This is a genomic window from Pseudomonas helleri (genome assembly GCF_009600315.1).
In the GTDB taxonomy this organism is placed as follows: Bacteria; Pseudomonadota; Gammaproteobacteria; order Pseudomonadales; family Pseudomonadaceae; genus Aquipseudomonas; species Aquipseudomonas helleri_A.
Map to the genome: position 1 here is coordinate 119,146 of NZ_WIWC01000004.1, position 19,611 is coordinate 138,756.

General features: G+C 53.4%; 20 protein-coding genes. 12 read left to right on the forward strand and 8 right to left on the reverse strand.

Annotated elements, in window-relative coordinates; genetic code table 11:
- Window positions 1-16 precede the first annotated feature (16 nt).
- Window positions 17-2,512 carry a ligase-associated DNA damage response DEXH box helicase gene (locus tag GHN86_RS04130; protein WP_153377756.1) on the forward strand — a complete coding sequence of 832 codons (2,496 nt, stop codon included), beginning with the start codon at window positions 17-19 and terminating at the stop codon, window positions 2,510-2,512.
- On the forward strand, window positions 2,509-3,177 hold the full coding sequence (pdeM, locus tag GHN86_RS04135) for a ligase-associated DNA damage response endonuclease PdeM (protein ID WP_153377757.1): 669 nt from the start codon (window positions 2,509-2,511) through the stop codon (window positions 3,175-3,177). Before GHN86_RS04130 ends, pdeM begins: the two co-directional genes overlap by 4 nt.
- Here the strand turns inward: pdeM and GHN86_RS04140 are convergent, their stop codons facing one another.
- The gene (locus GHN86_RS04140; RefSeq protein ID WP_153377758.1) at window positions 3,178-3,378 is read right to left on the reverse strand and encodes a hypothetical protein; all 201 of its coding nucleotides are present in this window, start codon (window positions 3,376-3,378) and stop codon (window positions 3,178-3,180) included.
- A gap of 93 nt (window positions 3,379-3,471) precedes the next feature.
- Window positions 3,472-4,038, reverse strand: coding sequence for a dCTP deaminase (gene dcd, locus GHN86_RS04145; RefSeq protein WP_016779707.1), 567 nt, complete (start codon window positions 4,036-4,038; stop codon window positions 3,472-3,474).
- Window positions 4,039-4,391: 353 nt separating this feature from the next.
- Between dcd and GHN86_RS04150 the strand changes: the two genes are divergently transcribed.
- Complete coding sequence (locus GHN86_RS04150) at window positions 4,392-4,601, forward strand: cold-shock protein (protein ID WP_002554837.1); 210 nt, start codon at window positions 4,392-4,394, stop codon at window positions 4,599-4,601.
- Window positions 4,602-4,740: 139 nt separating this feature from the next.
- Here GHN86_RS04150 and apbC read toward each other — a convergent pair whose 3' ends face one another.
- Window positions 4,741-5,835: an iron-sulfur cluster carrier protein ApbC gene (apbC, locus tag GHN86_RS04155; protein WP_153377759.1), complete on the reverse strand. Its 1,095-nt coding sequence runs from the start codon at window positions 5,833-5,835 to the stop codon at window positions 4,741-4,743.
- Window positions 5,836-6,005: 170 nt separating this feature from the next.
- On the opposite strand from apbC, the gene metG reads away from it, so the two are divergent.
- The 4 genes from metG (at window position 6,006) to GHN86_RS04175 (ending at window position 10,256) form a co-directional block, all read left to right on the forward strand.
- Window positions 6,006-8,057, forward strand: coding sequence for a methionine--tRNA ligase (gene metG, locus GHN86_RS04160; RefSeq protein WP_153377760.1), 2,052 nt, complete (start codon window positions 6,006-6,008; stop codon window positions 8,055-8,057).
- 153 nt (window positions 8,058-8,210) lie between these two features.
- Entirely contained in the window at window positions 8,211-9,266 is a 1,056-nt protein-coding gene (rsxB, locus tag GHN86_RS04165; protein WP_323369953.1) for an electron transport complex subunit RsxB, read from the forward strand.
- Window positions 9,267-9,328: 62 nt separating this feature from the next.
- Window positions 9,329-9,967, forward strand: coding sequence for an endonuclease III (nth, locus tag GHN86_RS04170; protein WP_153377762.1), 639 nt, complete (start codon window positions 9,329-9,331; stop codon window positions 9,965-9,967).
- A gap of 106 nt (window positions 9,968-10,073) precedes the next feature.
- Complete coding sequence (locus GHN86_RS04175) at window positions 10,074-10,256, forward strand: PA3496 family putative envelope integrity protein (protein WP_153377763.1); 183 nt, start codon at window positions 10,074-10,076, stop codon at window positions 10,254-10,256.
- An 86-nt stretch (window positions 10,257-10,342) separates the two neighbouring features.
- On the opposite strand, the gene GHN86_RS04180 is transcribed toward GHN86_RS04175, so the two are convergent.
- Entirely contained in the window at window positions 10,343-10,969 is a 627-nt protein-coding gene (locus tag GHN86_RS04180) for a response regulator transcription factor (protein ID WP_153377764.1), read from the reverse strand.
- A 1,019-nt stretch (window positions 10,970-11,988) separates the two neighbouring features.
- Between GHN86_RS04180 and GHN86_RS04185 the strand changes: the two genes are divergently transcribed.
- A complete protein-coding gene (locus GHN86_RS04185; RefSeq protein WP_153386160.1) occupies window positions 11,989-12,768 on the forward strand; it encodes a hypothetical protein in 780 nt (259 codons plus the stop codon).
- 81 nt (window positions 12,769-12,849) lie between these two features.
- On the opposite strand, the gene GHN86_RS04190 is transcribed toward GHN86_RS04185, so the two are convergent.
- Both GHN86_RS04190 and GHN86_RS04195 read right to left on the reverse strand, forming a co-directional pair.
- Complete coding sequence (locus GHN86_RS04190) at window positions 12,850-14,067, reverse strand: argininosuccinate synthase (RefSeq protein WP_153377766.1); 1,218 nt, start codon at window positions 14,065-14,067, stop codon at window positions 12,850-12,852.
- A 126-nt stretch (window positions 14,068-14,193) separates the two neighbouring features.
- Complete coding sequence (locus GHN86_RS04195) at window positions 14,194-15,099, reverse strand: flagellar protein MotY (protein WP_323369178.1); 906 nt, start codon at window positions 15,097-15,099, stop codon at window positions 14,194-14,196.
- 155 nt (window positions 15,100-15,254) lie between these two features.
- Between GHN86_RS04195 and pyrC the strand changes: the two genes are divergently transcribed.
- Window positions 15,255-16,301, forward strand: a complete 1,047-nt coding sequence (gene pyrC, locus GHN86_RS04200) for a dihydroorotase (RefSeq protein WP_153377767.1) — start codon at window positions 15,255-15,257, stop codon at window positions 16,299-16,301.
- On the forward strand, window positions 16,298-16,969 hold the full coding sequence (gene rnt, locus GHN86_RS04205; RefSeq protein ID WP_146384099.1) for a ribonuclease T: 672 nt from the start codon (window positions 16,298-16,300) through the stop codon (window positions 16,967-16,969). The genes pyrC and rnt overlap by 4 nt, the downstream gene beginning before the upstream one ends.
- Window positions 16,970-17,045: 76 nt before the next feature.
- Here rnt and GHN86_RS04210 read toward each other — a convergent pair whose 3' ends face one another.
- A complete protein-coding gene (locus GHN86_RS04210; protein WP_019411008.1) occupies window positions 17,046-17,648 on the reverse strand; it encodes a peroxiredoxin in 603 nt (200 codons plus the stop codon).
- Between the two features lie 276 nt (window positions 17,649-17,924).
- On the opposite strand from GHN86_RS04210, the gene GHN86_RS04215 reads away from it, so the two are divergent.
- Both GHN86_RS04215 and bfr read left to right on the forward strand, forming a co-directional pair.
- The gene (locus GHN86_RS04215; protein WP_153377768.1) at window positions 17,925-18,143 is read left to right on the forward strand and encodes a bacterioferritin-associated ferredoxin; all 219 of its coding nucleotides are present in this window, start codon (window positions 17,925-17,927) and stop codon (window positions 18,141-18,143) included.
- A 198-nt stretch (window positions 18,144-18,341) separates the two neighbouring features.
- On the forward strand, window positions 18,342-18,812 hold the full coding sequence (gene bfr / locus GHN86_RS04220) for a bacterioferritin (protein ID WP_153386162.1): 471 nt from the start codon (window positions 18,342-18,344) through the stop codon (window positions 18,810-18,812).
- 90 nt (window positions 18,813-18,902) lie between these two features.
- Here the strand turns inward: bfr and grxD are convergent, their stop codons facing one another.
- Complete coding sequence (grxD, locus tag GHN86_RS04225; protein ID WP_153377770.1) at window positions 18,903-19,244, reverse strand: Grx4 family monothiol glutaredoxin; 342 nt, start codon at window positions 19,242-19,244, stop codon at window positions 18,903-18,905.
- Window positions 19,245-19,611: the final 367 nt, after the last annotated feature.

Here is a 19,611-nt window from a genome sequence, read left to right on the forward strand (position 1 = left end):
GAGTGTCGCACTCGCTATGGCACGTTCATCCCGCTACGCAGCCCAGTGGTTCAGCAGCCGCCAATGGAAGCCTTTCAGCTTTCAACGCGAGGTGTGGGCCGCCATTAAACAGGGGCAGTCAGGCTTGCTGCATGCGTCTACCGGCGCTGGCAAAACTTACGCCGTGTGGTTTGGCGCGCTGGATCACTTTGCAACCTCAACTCCCATTCCAAGCGCGCCCGCTCGCGCGCGAAAACCTGCCTTCGCGCCCCTCACAGTGGTGTGGATCACACCGATGCGGGCGTTGGCGGCAGACACGGCCCGGGCCCTTGAGGCGCCGCTGGCAGAGCTGAACATCCCGTGGAACGTAGGTTTACGCACCGGCGATACCAGCAGCAGCGAACGCGCCCGCCAAGGCCGACGCCTGCCCAGCACCTTGGTGACCACGCCCGAGAGCCTGACACTCTTGCTCACCCGAGCCGATGCCGAAACACAAATGAGCCATCTGCGCATGGTTGTCGTGGACGAATGGCACGAATTGATCGGCAACAAACGCGGTGTGCAATTGCAATTGGCTCTCGCGCGTTTGCGGCGCTGGAACCCGGCACTGATCGTGTGGGGGGTTTCTGCCACGCTGGGCAATCAGGCACACGCACAGCAGGTGTTACTTCCTCAAGGCGACGGGGTGAGCGTAGAGGGCAAGGTCATCAAGGACTTGCACATCGACACCCTGCTGCCACCCACCCTTGAACGCTTCCCTTGGGCCGGGCATATCGGCCTGCGCATGCTGCCTTCTGTAGTTGCCGAGGTTGAGAGTAGTTCCAGTTGCCTGATCTTCACCAATACCCGGGCGCAGTCAGAGCTGTGGTATCAAGCCTTGCTGGATGCTCGCCCCGATTGGGCCGGACTGATTGCCTTGCATCATGGTTCATTGGCCCGCGAGGTCCGCGACTGGGTGGAACGAAGCCTCAAGGACGGGCGACTCAAAGCGGTGGTGTGTACCTCCAGCCTTGATCTGGGTGTGGACTTCCTAACCGTTGAGCGGGTGTTACAGATCGGCTCAGTCAAGGGCATTGCCCGCCTCATGCAGCGCGCCGGCCGCTCCGGGCATGCACCCGGGCGGGCCTCGCGGATAACGCTGGTGCCCACCCACAGCCTGGAACTTGTCGAAGCGGCGGCCGCCAAAGCAGCCGTGGCCGCCCGCATGATCGAACCGCGTGAATCCCCGCGTAACCCGTTGGACGTGCTGGTGCAGCATTTAGTCAGCATGGCGCTGGCCGGTGGCTTCAGGCCTGACGAATTACTCAGCGAAGTCCGCAGTACGTGGGCCTATCAGGACTTAAGTGACGAACAGTGGCGCTGGGCCTTGGCGTTTGTCCGCCACGGGGGTCACTCCTTGACGGCTTACCCCGACTATCAGCGGGTAGAACCGGATGCCGAGGGGCGCTGGCAAGTGCCTAATGCCCGGCTGGCACGGCGCCATCGCATGAGCATCGGCACTATCGTCAGCGATGCCAGCATTCAACTCAAATACTGGAGTAAAGGCGGCGGGGGCAAGGCGCTGGGTAGTGTGGAGGAAGGATTCATCGCCCGCCTCAAACCCGGCGATGGATTTTTGTTTGGCGGGCGATTGCTGGAGCTGGTGCGGGTTGAAAATATGACCGCCTATGTAAAACGCACGACGGGCAAAAAAGCGGCCGTCCCGCGCTGGAACGGTGGCCGCATGCCGCTTTCCAGCGAACTGGCAGAGGCTGTTGTGGCGCAACTGGACGCGGCGCGTCACGGACGCTTCGAGGGCCCAGAAATGCAAGCGGTCAGGCCATTGCTGGACGTCCAACAGCAATGGTCGGCACTGCCTGGCAGCCAGACAGTACTGGCCGAAGCCCTTAAGTCTCGTGAAGGCTGGCACGTGTTTATCTATCCGTTTGCCGGGCGTCAAGTTCACCTGGGGCTGGCCAGCCTGCTGGCATGGCGCATCAGCCAGCAACGACCGTTGAGCTTTTCAATCGCAGTCAACGACTATGGTTTCGAGCTGCTGTGTGCGAGCGAGGTGGATTGGTCGGCGCTGTTGCGACCTGAATTGTTCACCGCAGACCATCTGCTGGCCGATGTGATGGCCAGTCTCAATGCCGGTGAGTTGGCATTGCGGCGCTTTCGCGAGATTGCCCGCATTTCCGGTCTGGTGTTTGGCGGCTACCCTGGCGCACAAAAAAGCACACGCCAAGTGCAAGCTTCGAGTGGACTATTCTATGAGGTGTTCAAAAACTACGACCCTGACAACCTCCTGCTCACACAGGCCGAAGAGGAAGTTTTGCGTCAGGAGCTGGATATTACGCGTCTGGAACTGACGCTGACGGACATACGTTCGCGAACGCTGGATCTGCAACTCATCAAACGCGCCACGCCTTTTGCCTTCCCCCTGCTGGTGGAACGCTTTCGAGAAAGTCTAAGCAGCGAAAAACTCGCCGACCGCGTTGCCCGAATGGTCAAGGATCTGGAAGCGGCGGTAACAAAAGGCTCGAAAAAACGATGACACGCTCACTTACCGTTAATCTGGCGGGCGAAGACATCTGCTTGCTGGCAGAAAAAGCCCTGTATTGGCCGCGTCACAGGGCACTCCTGATCGCTGACGCCCACTTCGGCAAGGCAGCCGCTTATCGGCGTCTGGGCCAGCCTGTTCCAGCGGGCACTACGCAAGCGAATCTGAGAGTATTGGACCAGCTACTGGCCGAGCATGACTGTCGCCAGATCGTGTTTTTAGGTGACTTCCTGCACGCAAAAGAATCCCACGCGCCCCCCACACTGGCCGCACTGGAAGAGTGGCGCGCCCGGCACTCCGAAGTCATCTTGACGCTGATTCGCGGCAATCATGACCTTCGGGCGGGAGACCCACCTGCACAATTAGGCATCCATGTAGTGGCCGAACCGTTGTTAATGGCGCCTTTTTCCTTGCAACACGAACCGGCGCCACACCCAACGCTACACGTACTGGCCGGGCACATTCACCCTACCTACCGACTCCAGGGCAAAGGGCGACAGAGCGTACGCGCAGCCTGTTTTTACCTGGGTGATAGAGTCAGTTTGTTGCCAGCCTTTGGCGCATTCACGGGTGGGGTGAACATCGACCCAAAGCCCGGCACACGCCTCTATCTGGTGGCTGACGGCGCCGTGTGGCCGCTGGCCATACGAAACCCCTGATTACGCAACAGGCGCAGGTGGTGGCTCGTCAGGAATGGTCGGTACGCCGGGCTCAATAGGCTGCGGGGTATCGGGATCAGGCTGGCCGGGAATACCACCGGCTTGCAGATGGGGCTGGGCGAGAAGCGACCAAGCCAATAGCCCAACCTGATTAGGCTCAAGGCTTGCCAATTGGGCTTGGATACTCGGATCAATCTTCATAGGGCACTCCTGAGCGATAAACCGGCCCGCGGGGTGCGCACCGGAATTACACTCAATAGAGTGCAGAATCGCTCAGAAATTCCCTACGGCCTGTCAGGTACGCGGCAAGGTAACGCCACGCTGACCTTGATACTTGCCGCCACGATCCTTGTAAGACACTTCACATTCTTCATCGGATTCAAAGAACAGCATCTGCGCGACACCTTCGTTGGCGTAGATCTTGGCAGGCAACGTTGTCGTGTTGGAAAATTCCAGCGTCACATGACCTTCCCACTCGGGTTCAAGCGGCGTGACGTTAACGATGATGCCGCAACGTGCATAGGTGCTTTTGCCCAGGCAGATCGTCAGCACGTTACGCGGGATGCGGAAGTACTCAACCGTGCGCGCCAGCGCAAAGGAGTTGGGCGGAATGATGCAAACATCGCTGGTGACATCAACAAAGCTGCCCGCATCGAAGTTCTTCGGATCAACGGTCGCTGAATTGATATTGGTGAATACCTTGAATTCATTCGCGCAACGCACGTCGTAGCCATAGCTCGACACGCCATAGGAAATAAGACGGTTTTCGCCCTCTTCACGCACCTGACGCTCGACGAAAGGTTCGATCATGCCGTGCTCTTGCGCCATGCGGCGAATCCACTTGTCTGGTTTGATGCTCATGGCGGGTGTCCTGAATAGCGAGGTAGAAAAATTCTGATCGGCATCTTACCGCCCCATAAGGCCCGGTTCAAAAGTCTGAAGGAAAAATATTGAAAATAGCTCAAGAAGCCGTGAATACAGGGTGTGAGGGCAACCGCCAGTCACGTTTTTAGAGAAACCTTCGCAAAGACCCTTTGCACGTTTGGAAAAAAGCGTTAAGGTGGCGCCACTGTGTTGCTTGTGTCACTGAGAATCTCTACACGATATGTTGAATTTCGATCCAACCATCTCCAAGAATTTTTCCTGCTCTTTGCACTCAGTCTCGGCCAGGGCTTTTCCTGCGTCGCAGTTATCTTTGTTCAAGGAGTTACACCATGTCTAATCGCCAAACTGGTACCGTTAAGTGGTTCAACGATGAAAAAGGCTTCGGCTTCATCACTCCACAATCCGGTGACGACCTGTTTGTTCACTTCAAAGCAATCCAATCCGACGGCTTCAAAAGCCTGAAAGAAGGCCAACAGGTTTCTTTCATCGCTACTCGCGGTCAGAAAGGCATGCAAGCTGAGGAAGTTCAAGTTATCTAACTTGTACTGATCCAGTAAAAAACCCCGCCCTCAAAAGCGGGGTTTTTTTATGCCCGTAATAAATGCAACACCGTGCTGACGGTGCTATCGCTAGCAAGCTCACCCCTACACAAACAGCAGGAGCGAGCTGACAACTCAATCAATCGTCGCTGGCGGTAATCGTTGGCATCGCTTGCGAAGTGGCTTCGTTCAGAACAATGCGGGCGCCCACATGACGGGCCAGCTCTTGATAGATCAACGCAATCGGGCTATCCGGATCAGAAATTGCCGTGGGCTTGCCATGATCGGCCTGCTCACGAATCTCCATGGCTAAAGGCAGGGACGCAAGCACTTCAACCCCATACTGAGTCGCCAGTTTCTCGCCTCCCCCCTCACCGAACAAATGCTCGGCATGACCGCAATTCGAGCAAATGTGCACAGCCATGTTTTCCACCACGCCCAACACCGGAATGTTGACCTTGCGGAACATCTCCACACCTTTGCGGGCATCCAGTAAGGCCAGATCCTGCGGCGTGGTCACAATGACCGACCCGGTGACCGGGACTTTCTGTGCCAGCGTCAGCTGGATATCACCCGTGCCTGGCGGCATGTCGATGACCAGATAATCCAGATCATTCCAGGCCGTTTGCGTGACTAATTGCAACAATGCGCCGGACACCATCGGGCCACGCCACACCATCGGTGTGCTGTCGTCGGTCAGAAAGGCCATGGACATCACTTCAACGCCATGAGCTTCAATGGGCACAAACCACTTTTGATCACGAATTTGCGGGCGCGTGCCTTCTGCGATGCCGAACATCACGCCCTGACTCGGCCCGTAAATATCAGCATCCAGTATCCCCACACGGGCGCCTTCACGCGCCAATGCCAACGCCAGATTGGCGGCTGTGGTCGATTTGCCTACTCCGCCTTTGCCGGAAGCGACAGCCACAATGTTCTTCACATTGGCCAGACCGGGAATCTGAGCCTGCGCTTTATGCACCGCAATCACACAGCTCACCTCCACCTTGGCAGAGGAAACACCGTCCAGATTTCTGATTGCCATTTGCAGTATCTGCGCCCAACCGTTCTTGAACAGACCAGCGGCATAGCCCAGCTCAAGTTGAACACTGACGTGCTGACCCTGAACCTCGATGTTGCGCACGCAGCCCGCACTGACGGGGTCCTGATTCAGATAAGGGTCGGTGTATTGGCGAAGGACGGCTTCCACCGCCGCGCGATTCACTGCGCTCATGGGCAACTCCCGGAAGACTGAGTAAAAACAGGCCGCTATCGTACCTGTAAAGAAGCACCCTAAACACAATCTAAAACACCGTAATCGCCCAGATAGTCGACCACGGGGTGAAATAATTTGCCCGGCGCTTTATAGTGGCCGACCACCGTCTCATCAAGTAGCCGAGCCCCATGTCCGAGCCACGCAAGATCCTCGTCACCAGCGCCCTGCCCTATGCCAATGGTTCAATCCATCTTGGCCATATGCTTGAGTACATCCAGACCGATATGTGGGTGCGCTTCCAGAAGCATCGCGGCAATCAATGCACTTACGTCTGCGCAGACGACGCCCACGGCTCGGCAATCATGTTGCGTGCCGAGAAAGAAGGCATCACGCCCGAGCAGTTGATCGCCAACGTGCAGGCTGAACACAGCGCCGACTTTGCCGAGTTTCTCGTCGATTTCGATAACTTCCATTCGACCCACGCCGAAGAAAACCGTGAGCTGTCGAGTGCGATCTACATCAAATTGCGTGAGGCTGGCCACATCGCCACCCGATCGATCACCCAGTATTTCGACCCGGAAAAGAAAATGTTCCTGGCCGATCGCTTCATCAAGGGCACCTGCCCGAAATGCGGCGCGGAAGATCAGTACGGCGACAACTGTGAAAAATGCGGTGCCACCTACGCCCCGACAGATTTGAAAAACCCCAAGTCAGCGATTTCGGGCGCCACGCCAGTCCTCAAAGACTCAGAACACTTCTTCTTCAAGCTGCCTGACTTCGACGCCATGCTGAAAAGCTGGACCCGTAGCGGCGCGTTGCAGGATGCAGTGGCCAACAAGATCGCAGAATGGCTGGATGCTGGCTTGCAGCAGTGGGATATTTCCCGTGATGCGCCGTACTTCGGCTTCGAGATCCCGGACGCGCCAGGCAAGTACTTCTATGTATGGCTCGATGCTCCGATCGGCTACATGGCCAGCTTCAAGAACCTCTGCGCACGCCGTCCAGAACTGGACTTCGACGCGTATTGGGCAAAGGATTCCACCGCCGAGCTCTACCATTTCATCGGCAAGGACATCGTTAACTTCCACGCCCTGTTCTGGCCCGCCATGCTCGAAGGTGCAGGCTATCGCAAGCCAACCGCCATCAACGTGCACGGCTACTTGACCGTCAACGGCCAGAAAATGTCCAAATCGCGCGGCACCTTTATCAAGGCCCGCACATACCTGGATCACCTGTCGCCGGAGTACCTGCGTTATTACTACGCTTCCAAACTGGGCCGTGGCGTCGATGACCTTGACCTGAACCTTGAAGATTTCGTACAGAAGGTCAACTCGGATCTGGTCGGTAAAGTGGTCAATATCGCCAGCCGTTGCGCGGGCTTCATTCACAAGGGTAACGCTGGCGTACTGGTTGAAGGCAATGCCGCACCGGAATTGACAGAAGCCTTCCTTGCAGCGGCACCCAGCATTGCCGAAGCTTATGAAGCGCGTGATTTTGCCCGCGCCATGCGTGAAATCATGGGCTTGGCCGATCGCGCCAACGCCTGGATCGCTGACAAGGCACCGTGGGCAATGGCCAAGGTGGAAGGCAAGCAAGATGAAGTTCAAGCCGTGTGCGCGCTGGGCATCAACCTGTTCCGCCAACTGATCATCTTCCTCAAGCCGGTCTTGCCGGTGCTTGCCACCGATGCCGAAGCCTTCCTGAACGTAGAACCGCTGACGTGGGATGATCACCGCGTCTTGCTGGCCAACCATCAGTTGAATGCATTCAAACCATTGATGACCCGTATTGACCCGGTAAAAGTACAAGCTATGACCGACGCCTCCAAAGAAGACCTGGCAGCCAGCCAGACAGACACTGGCGCTCAAGCACCGCAAGGCAACGGCGAGTTGGTAAAAGAACCGTTGGCTGCCGAAATCGACTTCGATGCTTTTGCCGCTGTCGACTTGCGTGTTGCCTTGATTGTTAAAGCTGAAGCAGTAGAAGGTGCGGATAAATTGCTGCGCCTGACGCTGGATATCGGCGATGAACAACGCAATGTATTCTCCGGGATCAAAAGCGCTTATCCGAACCCGGCCGAGCTGGAGGGTCGTTTGACCATGATGATTGCCAACCTGAAGCCACGCAAAATGCGTTTCGGCATCTCGGAAGGTATGGTGATGGCAGCTGGCCCCGGCGGTGAAGAGATTTACCTGCTCAGCCCGGATAGCGGCGCCAAGCCAGGTCAACGTATCAAGTAACGTTGCCGCATAGCCGTTAATAGCTCACAAGCTGTTAGCGGCTATATCCGTTTTATCCCTCTTCCGATCTTCCCGCATACTCAGCTCTGCTCTCTTGGCTGTATTGACCCTGACAGACCTGACATCAATGCTTACCCACCGACGCCCCTATCAATCACTGCGCACGCTGAATGCCGCCGGGGTGCGGCCCACTGTCGCTGGACTGATCACACCATGAGCCTGACTCAACGAATTGATGCCCTGCTACCGCAAACCCAATGCGGAAAATGCGGACACCCTGGCTGCAAACCGTATGCAAAGGGTATTGCTCAAGGCGAAGCAATCAACAAATGCCCGCCCGGAGGCACCGAAACAATCGCTGCCCTGGCGAATTTGTTGAGTATTCCTGTGATCCCTTTGGACACTGAACGCGGTAACGCACCCGCACAAGTGGCCTATATCCGCGAAGCGGAGTGCATTGGCTGCACCAAATGCATTCAGGCTTGCCCGGTCGATGCCATTCTCGGCGCTGCCAAGCTGATGCACACTGTCATTGTCGACGAATGCACAGGATGCGATCTCTGTGTCGCCCCCTGCCCGGTGGATTGCATTGAAATGCGGCCATTCGCTGCCGATGCCACTCCTATTGTCAGCGGATTCGCTTACGAATCAGAAGACCTGACAGCACGCATGCAAAAGCGTGCCCATGCGCGCATCCGCCATGAGCGCCGTGAAGAGCGCCTTCAGCGCGAGGAACAGCAAAGGCAGGCAGAACGGCTGGCACGCCTCCAGCACTCACCTGCACCTGCTCAAACCACTGAAATAACCGAAGGTGAGGCAAAAGCCCCTGCGAATCAAAATGATGCGGCACTGAAAAAGGCCAAAGTCTCACTTGCAATGGCACGCGCACAACTGAACAAATCATTAAAGGCATTCGGCCACCCACCAACCGCCTCGCAACAAGCCCAGTTGGTTTTGCTCCAGCAGCAATTTGAATTGGCAGAGCGTGGACTGGCTCGACTTGAAGCTGGTACCGAGATATTCACACCCAGCCCTGTGACTAATACTGCCGAACTCAAACGCGCAAAAATACAGCTTGCCATGCGTCGTGCCGAGCTCAAAAAGGCAATCACCCAAGAGGTTTCCAGCACACAACTGGGACTATTGAAGGAAGCGGTAAGGCTGGCAGAATCCACCCTCACTGCTTTGGATCCAGACAAACCCCAATAGTGGTTGCAAGCTATCGAGCTTCACTCGTTTATCGGACCGCTTCTCCAGGAAACGCTTTATCCATGAATGCCGCCAAGCGCCTTGAAATATTCCGTCGGTTTCACGAAGACAATCCCGAACCCAAAACAGAACTGGCCTATACATCACCGTTCGAACTATTGATCGCCGTAATTTTGTCTGCTCAAGCCACTGATGTGAGCGTGAACAAGGCAATGGCTAAATTGTTTCCAGTCGCGAATACACCAGAAGCCATCTACGCTCTGGGTGTTGAGGGGCTGTCCGAGTACATCAAGACTATTGGCCTGTACAACAGCAAGGCCAGGAACGTGATCGAAACGTGCCGCCTATTGATGGAAAGGCATGACGGTCAGGTGCCGCAAACCCGAGAGGAACTGGAAGCACTTCCAGGCGTAGGTCGTAAAACGGCAAACGTCGTGCTCAATACGGCTTTCAGGCAACTAACCATGGCCGTTGACACTCACATCTTCAGAGTGTGCAACCGAACCGGAATCGCGCCGGGTAAAAACGTAGTGGAGGTCGAACAGAAATTAATGAAATTTGTTCCAAAACCCTACCTGATGGACGCGCATCATTGGCTGATCCTGCATGGCCGCTACGTTTGCCAGGCACGAAAACCACGCTGTGGCAGCTGCCGCATCGAGGACCTGTGTGATTACAAGGAAAAAACCTCTGACGATTGAGTGATAGTCATTTTATGCGGTGATCGATTGAGAAAATCTTTTTTACCCTTGCAGCGAATATCGCTATAAGAGGCGCCATTACACGTCTTGGCCTGGAGTGAACTGAATGAGCACTGGCAAAGAAGAACTGGAAGTAGAAGAAGATTTTCCTGTCGTAGACCAGGATGAGGTTGTGGAACCCCCTGCGGAAGTCGCTAAAACCAATCTGGCAAAGCGCCGCACAATTGATGCGCTTTTAGCCGAAAAGCGCCTCAAGAAAGAGCTGGAAGACTACCCGTACGATCTGTGAGCTTAAGAAAAATCAAAAGCCTCCTGAAGCGGAGGCTTTTTGTGTTCAGGGCGCCAGAGAAATTGAAGCCTCAAGCCATACTCTACTCATACCAACCCGTTTCGCTGTGCAAGCTCTATGAGGTCAACCAATGAACGAGCATTCAGTTTCAATAAAAGGCGCGTTTTGTAGGTACTCACAGTTTTGTTACTGAGAAACATCCCGTCTGCTATTTCTTTATTACTTTTACCTCTGGCCAACTGTTGCAGAACCATCATCTCTCGCCCGGAAAGGCGATTGACCATATCAGCCTCACTGGCATTGCCCAAACTTGAGCGAACCGAGTGCAGCGCTTGATTTGGAAAATAACTATATCCCGATAGCACAGCCTTAATGGCACTCAACAGTTCTGTTAAATCCTGCTGTTTGCACACATAGCCAGCGGCACCTGCTTGCATGCAGCGCATGGAAAAATGACCCGGGGCCTGAGACGTTAACACCAACACTTTCAAAGGCACCACAGGTGTTGACAGACGCGCAATGACTTCAAGCCCGTCAAGTTTCGGAATTCCAATATCCAAAATTACAATATCAGGCGCATGTTCGCGCGCAAGTTGTAATGCATCTACTCCATTATCCGTCTCTGCAACAACTTCGTAGCCATGTCGTTCCATAAGCATGCGTACAGCAAGACGAATGACAGGATGATCATCCACGATCAGCACTTTATTCATGGGTAATTCCAATTTTTTCGCTGTTCGAATTTTAGAGCCAGCACAATAGCCTAGTCACAACACCCTGGGCATAGTGGTCCCCCCTAAGCACCATCAGCCAAAGACATTTCCTACGGACAATCAAGATTCGCCCTACAAAAAAATAACTCATAAATATTAAGCTCTTGCTAGATCCTCTCGCAAAATGCTCAGCGTGCGAGCTCCCTATATGCAGATCCATCTTCATATTTAAAAAGAAAATTCTAATGATGTGCGGCCTCTTCCTTATACCACTATCAGAAAATGCATTGACTTAAAACCAACTGCTTTTATTCTTTTTCGCATTTACCTGCATCATTTAAAACCAAATACCACATTCAAACAATAGCTCACCCACGCGCCCGTTCAACCTTCCCCCTTGCTTCCTGATTAAAACATGACAAAAAAAACACCATAAAAAACTTATTCAAAACACGACCTATAAAACACTAAACCTTTATTGAAAATCCGCTAACGCACTGAACTTCAGCGCATCCAGCGTGCCATAACACCATGGGCAAGCAGGGCGGAACAACCTTCTGAAGATCCAACACTAAAACATGACCTGCAGCACCTTTAACATCGACAATTAAAAAATCCAACCCTTATTTGATAAGAAATATTACCTTGCCACCCGATAGGATTAGGACTACAGAAAAATCAGAAACACCCTAATAACAAACCTCTAAAAAAAACTATCCACCCAACCCGCCCACAAATAAAAATCATTAATATAATGTTGGCCGAAGAAATCTCTCCTACTAAAAAATCAGCAACAGACTACCATCGACACAAATCTTATCTTCATCAAAAAAAAACACTTCAAAACCATTTAACACACATTTGAGAAACAAGATATTTCCTTCATTAAAAAATCCACATTCCACTGAAACCCAAGCCTCACCCTCACTATTTCAAAGCTACCATTCAAATACGATTATCCCTCTTTCTTATACACACCTGACCACTCACTGAACACTCTATTCAACGCAGGTTATTAAATGATTAAAAGACCCTTAAAAATAAATAACCCTCTCACGTTAATCGCCATTTTTTCAATGTTAACGGAGACCTCTGCAGCCGTCTCTCTGCCTTACATTGATAGTGACAACCAGCATATATATGTCTGGTTTTTGATTATATTTCCTTCCCTCCTGATTACTCTTTTCTTTCTCACCCTGAATTTCAACAATAAATCACTGTACTCCCCCAAGGAGCACACTAAAGAAATCTATCGAGCTGCTCGCGACTCTGAAGTTCGCCCCGAAAAAACCGATCAGGCTCCAACACAGGAATATCCCCTTCATCTGGAGCGCTCTTCGAGCTTACTGTCCAAACCGGATAAAAAGCCCAGCGCGTTTCACGCTCACCGATTCACTTTTTTGCCACAAGGGCACAGGGATTACGACCCTGAGCCAAGCCCTATAGCTGGATCACCCAAGACTTCGTACGTTTCCTCAGTAGACCATCACCTGCTGTTAGAGGGAGCTGACTTAAGCCATTTACACGTGGTTGACATGAGCCACCCTGCATTACAGCTGCCGCACAAAAATACCCTCACCGATATCTTGCATGCCTACAAGAAGAGAACGCGAACACACAGTACCCACATTAATCAAAATGATATGGTGCTCTTACTGACAACTCCTCAGTCAGAACCTCAACTTCACCTTCAAAAACGCTCTCTGATGGGTTTCAAAACGCCTTCACCCTTCGCAGACTCAACGATCGTTACTTACAACATAGAAACCCGACAATTGAATATTTTGAGCCCAGCCTGATGATGAGTAACTGTCGAGAACCCTCCATTAAGCAAAAAAAAGCCCTGGTCATGGACCAGGGCTTTTTCACAACCAGCAAAATCAGAAAAAAGAGCGACCTTTGTTAGCAGCAATACGCATGCGCAAAGCATTCAACTTGATAAATCCGGCAGCATCTTCCTGATTGTAAGCACCGCCATCTTCTTCAAAAGTGGCAATATTGGCATCGAACAGTGAGTCGTCAGACTTGCGACCAGTCACGATTACATTACCTTTGTAAAGCTTGAGTCGAACAACGCCGTTAACATGAGCCTGTGACGCATCAATCATTTGTTGCAACATCAAGCGCTCAGGACTCCACCAGTAGCCCGTGTAGATCAGGCTGGCGTATTTAGGCATCAACTCATCTTTCAGGTGAGCCACTTCACGGTCCAGCGTTATCGACTCTATGGCACGGTGAGCACGCAGCATGATGGTGCCACCAGGCGTTTCGTAACAGCCACGGGACTTCATACCCACATAGCGGTTCTCAACGATGTCCAGGCGACCAATGCCATTCTCGCCGCCGATTCGGTTCAATGTTGCCAAAACCGTAGCCGGGGTCATTTCAATCCCGTCCAGCGCGACAATATCGCCATTGCGATAGGTCAGCTCCAGATAGGTCGGCGTATTCGGCGCGTCTTCTGGCGACTTGGTCCAACGCCACATATCTTCTTCGTGCTCGGTCCAGGTATCTTCCAGCACACCGCCTTCGTAGGAGATGTGCAGCAGGTTGGCGTCCATCGAGTACGGGGACTTTTTCTTGCCGTGACGCTCGATAGGGATGTTGTGCTTTTCAGCATAATCCATGAGCTTTTCACGAGACAGCAAATCCCACTCGCGCCAAGGAGCAATAACTTTGACACCTGGCTTGAGTGCATACGCGCCCAGCTCGAAACGGACTTGATCGTTGCCTTTGCCGGTCGCGCCATGGGAGATGGCATCAGCCCCTGTTTCGTTGGCGATTTCGATCAGACGCTTGGCAATCAGAGGACGCGCGATGGAGGTACCCAGCAGGTACTCACCTTCATAAACGGTGTTGGCGCGGAACATCGGGAACACGAAGTCTCGAACAAACTCTTCGCGCAGGTCGTCGATGTAGATTTCCTTGACGCCCATGGCGAGCGCCTTGGCGCGTGCAGGTTCAACCTCTTCACCCTGACCCAGATCAGCGGTAAAGGTTACGACTTCACAGTTATAAGTATCCTGCAGCCACTTGAGGATCACCGAAGTGTCCAGGCCGCCCGAATAAGCCAGAACGACCTTGTTTACGTCCGCCATGCCATCACTCCACGGGTTGTTCGAAAAGCCGAACAGTCTACCGCCCACGTGCGCTAATTTACAGAGGGGCGACACCTTAAGACGACAAAGCGACAGTAAGTTTCAACAAGGCGACGAGGAAATCGGTCAAGAAATGCTCGCTGGGGTGCTGACAGCCGTTCGAGGCACGCTTTTATCGGGAGTACCGGCACGCTCCAATCGTACGGTGACGCGGCGATTTTTGGCACGGTTAGCCGCACTGGAGTTGGGGACCAACGGGTACTGCTCGCCGTGGAAACGCAGGCTGATCTGTGATTCGTCGAATCCATGGGCCTTAAAATAATCCATGACTGCCAACGCTCGTCGCCGTGATAGTTCACGATTGGTTAGACGATTACCATTGTTATCCGAATAGCCGTCAAGGATGATTCGATTGACCGTAGGATCTACCTTTAAATACTCAAGGATCACGTTCAGGCTGTTCAGCGCGGAGGCATCAAGCTCAGTGGTGGTGCCTGGAAAAGCAATTCGACTTTGCCGAACCTGCTCGAAATTCCTCGGCAACAACTTAGTGGTGCACGCTTGGTAATCACCATAGGCTTGACGAAACTTGACGGGGAGCAATCGAACTTCTGAAACACCATACGTCGAGGAGTAATGCCTCACCACAGGGCTGCGCCCCTCCAGCAAGCCTCGGAACAAGCCCCCGGCCTGCCCCTGAGAGCTGTTGAACAGCACGTGTCCGCGACCGATACGCACTGAGCCAAGGTTGATATCCTCACGACCCGGCTGCCACGGCGCCGCTGCTGCCAACAAGGTTGCAGAACCTTCCCCTAACACTGAATTAACGCTGTTAAGCCGAAATACAGCCTGTTCGCCCGCCCGACGTACAAAGACTCCAGAGCCAAAATCGGTGATTGGCTGGATCAGACGGCACTCAAACTTGTCCCCTTCTACTTTCCACTCAATATTCTCCAGTCGCGTCTGGAAAGTCATTGCCATGGCTGGCAGGCAGGTGAGCAAAGTCAGCAGGAATAAATAACACTGGCGCACGGCAAGCTCCACAGGCTTGAAAAGCAAAAAATCAGGCCATTGGTTTACGGCAGACCTTATTTATATCGGTGAGCAGCCACAAAACTTGATAGCGAGTGCCTGAAAGAGTCTTTTCCGGTAGCATTCGCTTCAGTTTGACCCGCCTGGAATCCCCAATGTCTGACCGCCTGACCCTGCTGCGTCCCGACGACTGGCATATACATCTTCGCGATGGTGCTGTGTTGCCTCACACTGTCGCGGATGTCGCGCGCACTTTTGGCCGCGCCATCATCATGCCCAACCTGGTACCGCCGGTGCGTAATGCTGCCGAAGCCGATGCCTATCGCCAGCGCATTCTGGCTGCCCGCCCTGCCGGCAGCCGTTTTGAACCGCTGATGGTGCTTTACCTGACTGACCGCACACAGCCCGAAGATATTCGTACTGCCAAGGCCAGCGGTTTCGTCCACGCAGCCAAGCTTTATCCGGCTGGCGCGACGACAAACTCCGACTCTGGCGTGACCAGTATCGATGCGATCTTTCCTGTCCTGGAAGTCATGGCCGAAGTGGGCATGCCTCTGCTGATTCACGGCGAAGTGACTCGCACCGACGTAGACGTCTTTGATCGCGAGAAAATCTTCATCAATGAGCATATGCGTCGAGTTGTTGAACGCTTCCCTACCCTGAAAGTAGTGTTCGAGCACATCACTACGGCTGACGCGGTGCAGTTCGTCAACGAGGCTTCGGCCAATGTCGGCGCCACCATCACTGCTCATCACCTGCTTTACAATCGCAATCACATGCTGGTGGGCGGAATTCGCCCGCACTTTTATTGCTTGCCGATTCTTAAGCGCAATACCCATCAAGAAGCATTGCTGGATGCGGCCACCAGTGGCAGCGAAAAATTCTTCCTGGGCACCGACTCCGCGCCTCACGCCCAACACGCCAAAGAAGCAGCGTGTGGATGTGCCGGCTGCTACACCGCCTATGCAGCCATCGAAATGTATGCCGAAGCCTTTGAGCAGCGTAATGCGCTGGACAAACTGGAGGCATTTGCCAGCCTCAACGGCCCTCGTTTCTATGGACTGCCAGCCAGTACCGAACATATCACCCTGGTTCGCCAGGAGTGGACCGCACCTGCCAGCCTGCCATTTGGCGAGCTGACCGTAATTCCGCTGCGCGCCGGTGAAAAACTGCGCTGGCGCCTGCTGGAGGAAACGCTGTGAGCGACGACCATTATGATGACGAACACGAAGGCGGCCATGGCGGCCCACGCCACCCTATGGCCGAGCGCTTTCGCGGCTACTTGCCTGTCGTAATCGACGTTGAGACCGGCGGTTTCAATTGCGCCACCGATGCCCTGTTGGAAATCGCTGCCGTGACGATCGGCATGGACGAAAAAGGCTTTGTGTTCCCGGAGCACACCTATTTTCACCGTGTTGAACCGTTTGAAGGCGCCAATATCGAAGCAGCGGCTCTGGAATTCACCGGCATCAAACTTGACCACCCATTGCGTATGGCCGTCAGCGAAGAGACTGCGCTGACCGACATCTTCCGTGGCGTGCGTAAAGCCTTGAAAGCCAATGGCTGCAAACGTGCCATTCTGGTAGGTCACAACAGCAGCTTCGATTTGGGTTTCCTGAACGCCGCTGTAGCGCGTCTGGACATGAAACGTAATCCGTTTCACCCCTTCTCAAGCTTTGACACCGCAACCCTGGCAGGCCTGGCGTATGGCCAAACGGTATTGGCTAAAGCCTGCCAAACGGCCGACATCGACTTCGATGGCCGCGAGGCGCACTCGGCACGCTATGACACTGAAAAAACTGCTGAACTGTTCTGTGGCATCGTTAACCGCTGGAAACAAATGGGCGGTTGGAAAGATTTTAACGACTGAGTCGGCTGCTCTGTTTAAAATCCACGCATAAAAAAACCGGACTCAATGTCCGGTTTTTTTATGCTTCTACGAATGCTTACAGTTTGCCAGCATTCTCTGTCAGGTAAGCCGCTACGCCTTCAGTGGAAGCGGTCATACCCTTGTCGCCTTTTTTCCAGTTGGCAGGGCACACTTCGCCGTGCTCTTCGTGGAATTGCAGCGCATCAACCAGACGCAGCAACTCGTCCATGTTGCGGCCCAACGGCAGGTCGTTAACGATTTGCGAGCGAACAACGCCTTTGTCATCGATCAGGAAAGCGCCGCGCAGCGCAACACCGCCTTCAGTTTCAACGTCATACGCCTTGCAGATAGCGTGATTGATGTCGGCAGCCATGGTGTATTTCACCTGACCAATACCGCCATTGTTCACCGGCGTGTTACGCCATGCGTTGTGAGTGAAATGGGAGTCGATCGACACGGCAACCACTTCAACGTTACGCGCTTGAAACTCAGGAATGCGGTGATCCAGAGCAATCAGCTCGGATGGGCATACAAACGTGAAGTCCAGCGGGTAAAAAAACACCAGGCCATACTTGCCTTTGATGGCGGTGGACAACGAAAAGCTGTCTACGATTTCGCCATTGCCGAGTACGGCTGCGACGGTGAAGTCAGGCGCTTGCTTGCCTACGAGTACGCTCATTGGTTATCTCCTGGTGCAACGTGAAAACGAAATCGAGCAAAAAATTGTGCAAAAACAACAATCTGCAATCAGATCCCGGGTGAAAATGACCCGGCATCATACACCGCTCGTCGCACCCGGTCTTAAGCCTTTTTGAATGCCATATACATGACAAGCCAAACCGTTCGTCAGCATGTAGGAAATCGGAGGCAATCGAGACCTAATGCACTTTGACAATCATTCTCGTTAACATTAAGATCTTCGTCATTGAATCCCAACCAGCGATGGTTCTTATTTATGTACGTTTGCATCTGCACTGGCGTCACTGATGGCAAAATCCGCGACGCAATCTATGAAGGTTGCTGCAGCTACCGAGAAGTGCGCGAAGCCACAGGCGTTGCCAGCCAATGCGGTAAATGTGCGTGCTTAGCCAAGCAAGTCGTCCGTGAAACCCTCACTTCGTTGCAAGCCAGTCAGGCGACGTTGGGTTTTCCAGCAGAATTTTCAGCAGCCTGAACTACTCATTTCGAAGAACCGGACTTAGTGTCCGGTTTTTTTATGCCCTGAATTCAAGTGCTTACGCCCAAGACGCGGAATACAAACATTCTTATTCCGATTAATTTTCATTTATTATTCAAATACTTAGGTTTGACAGTCTTCTATGTGCGGCTCAAACTCTGCCTTATACACGGTTAATTAAGGCAGGCCCCAGCCATGAAAGGCGATATCTCAGTCATCCAGCATCTCAATAAAATTCTCGGCAATGAGCTGGTTGCGATCAACCAATACTTCCTGCATGCGCGCATGTATCAGGATTGGGGTCTGGAAAAGTTGGGGGCACACGAGTATCACGAGTCCATCGACGAGATGAAACACGCGGACAAACTGATCAAGCGCATCTTGTTTCTTGAGGGCCTGCCCAACGTACAAGACCTCGGCAAGCTGCACATCGGCGAGCACACCAAGGAAATGCTGGAGTGCGACCTGCGCATTGAAAAGACGGGTCACGCCGACCTCAAAGCCGCAATCGCACACTGTGAAGTTGTAGGTGACTTCGGTAGCCGTGAACTTCTGGAAGATATTCTTGAATCTGAAGAAGAACATATCGACTGGCTCGAAACGCAGTTAGGCCTGATCGACAAAGTAGGTCTTGAGAATTACTTGCAATCGCAAACGGGCGAGTAAAAAGCCTACTAAAAAGCCCCGCCCTGTTTAATCAGAGGCGGGGCTTTTTTATGCGCAGCTACTTGAACTTATGTAGCGACGCGACTGAAATCAGGCTTCAGTCTTGTTCGCAGCAGCTTTCTCAACAGCGTCTTTAATCAACGCCTGCAAAGAACCATCTGCCGCCATCTCAGCCATGATGTCGCTACCACCGACCAGCTCGCCACCTACCCACAGCTGTGGGAAGGTTGGCCAGTTTGCGTACTTAGGCAGGTTGGCGCGGATTTCAGGGTTCTGCAAGATGTCCACGTAGGCGAACTTCTCACCACAGGCCATGACCGCTTGAGCTGCTTTCGCCGAAAAGCCGCACTGCGGGGCATTCGGGGAGCCTTTCATGTAGAGCAGAATGGTGTTGTTGGCAATCTGTTCTTTAATAGTTTCGATGATATCCATGGAGCACCTCGGCTGAACTTTCCGACTCAGTTGTCGGCACGGTGGCGCATTGTAACGGAAAGCCGAGCCTGACGCTCGGTCTCCCCGACAGACAATCGTCTACCCCCGGCCCCTAAGAATTGCCAAGCACTACGGGGCCAGTGTACAAATGTGCAGCTGAGGAGAGGCGAACCACACAACAGTGGTACTAGCCATGCGCCCGTACAGCTCACGTCCCGCCCCCCCTCAAAATGTGACCCTTATTGGCAAGACGCGACATTTCCTTATAAGATCGCGCCTTCCCCTATTTCGTCGCCACGTGCGGCTTTCGCCGCAGGTCTCGCCCGTTTTTCCGATAAACCCGGCTCTGAGCATCTGCGGTCGTTGC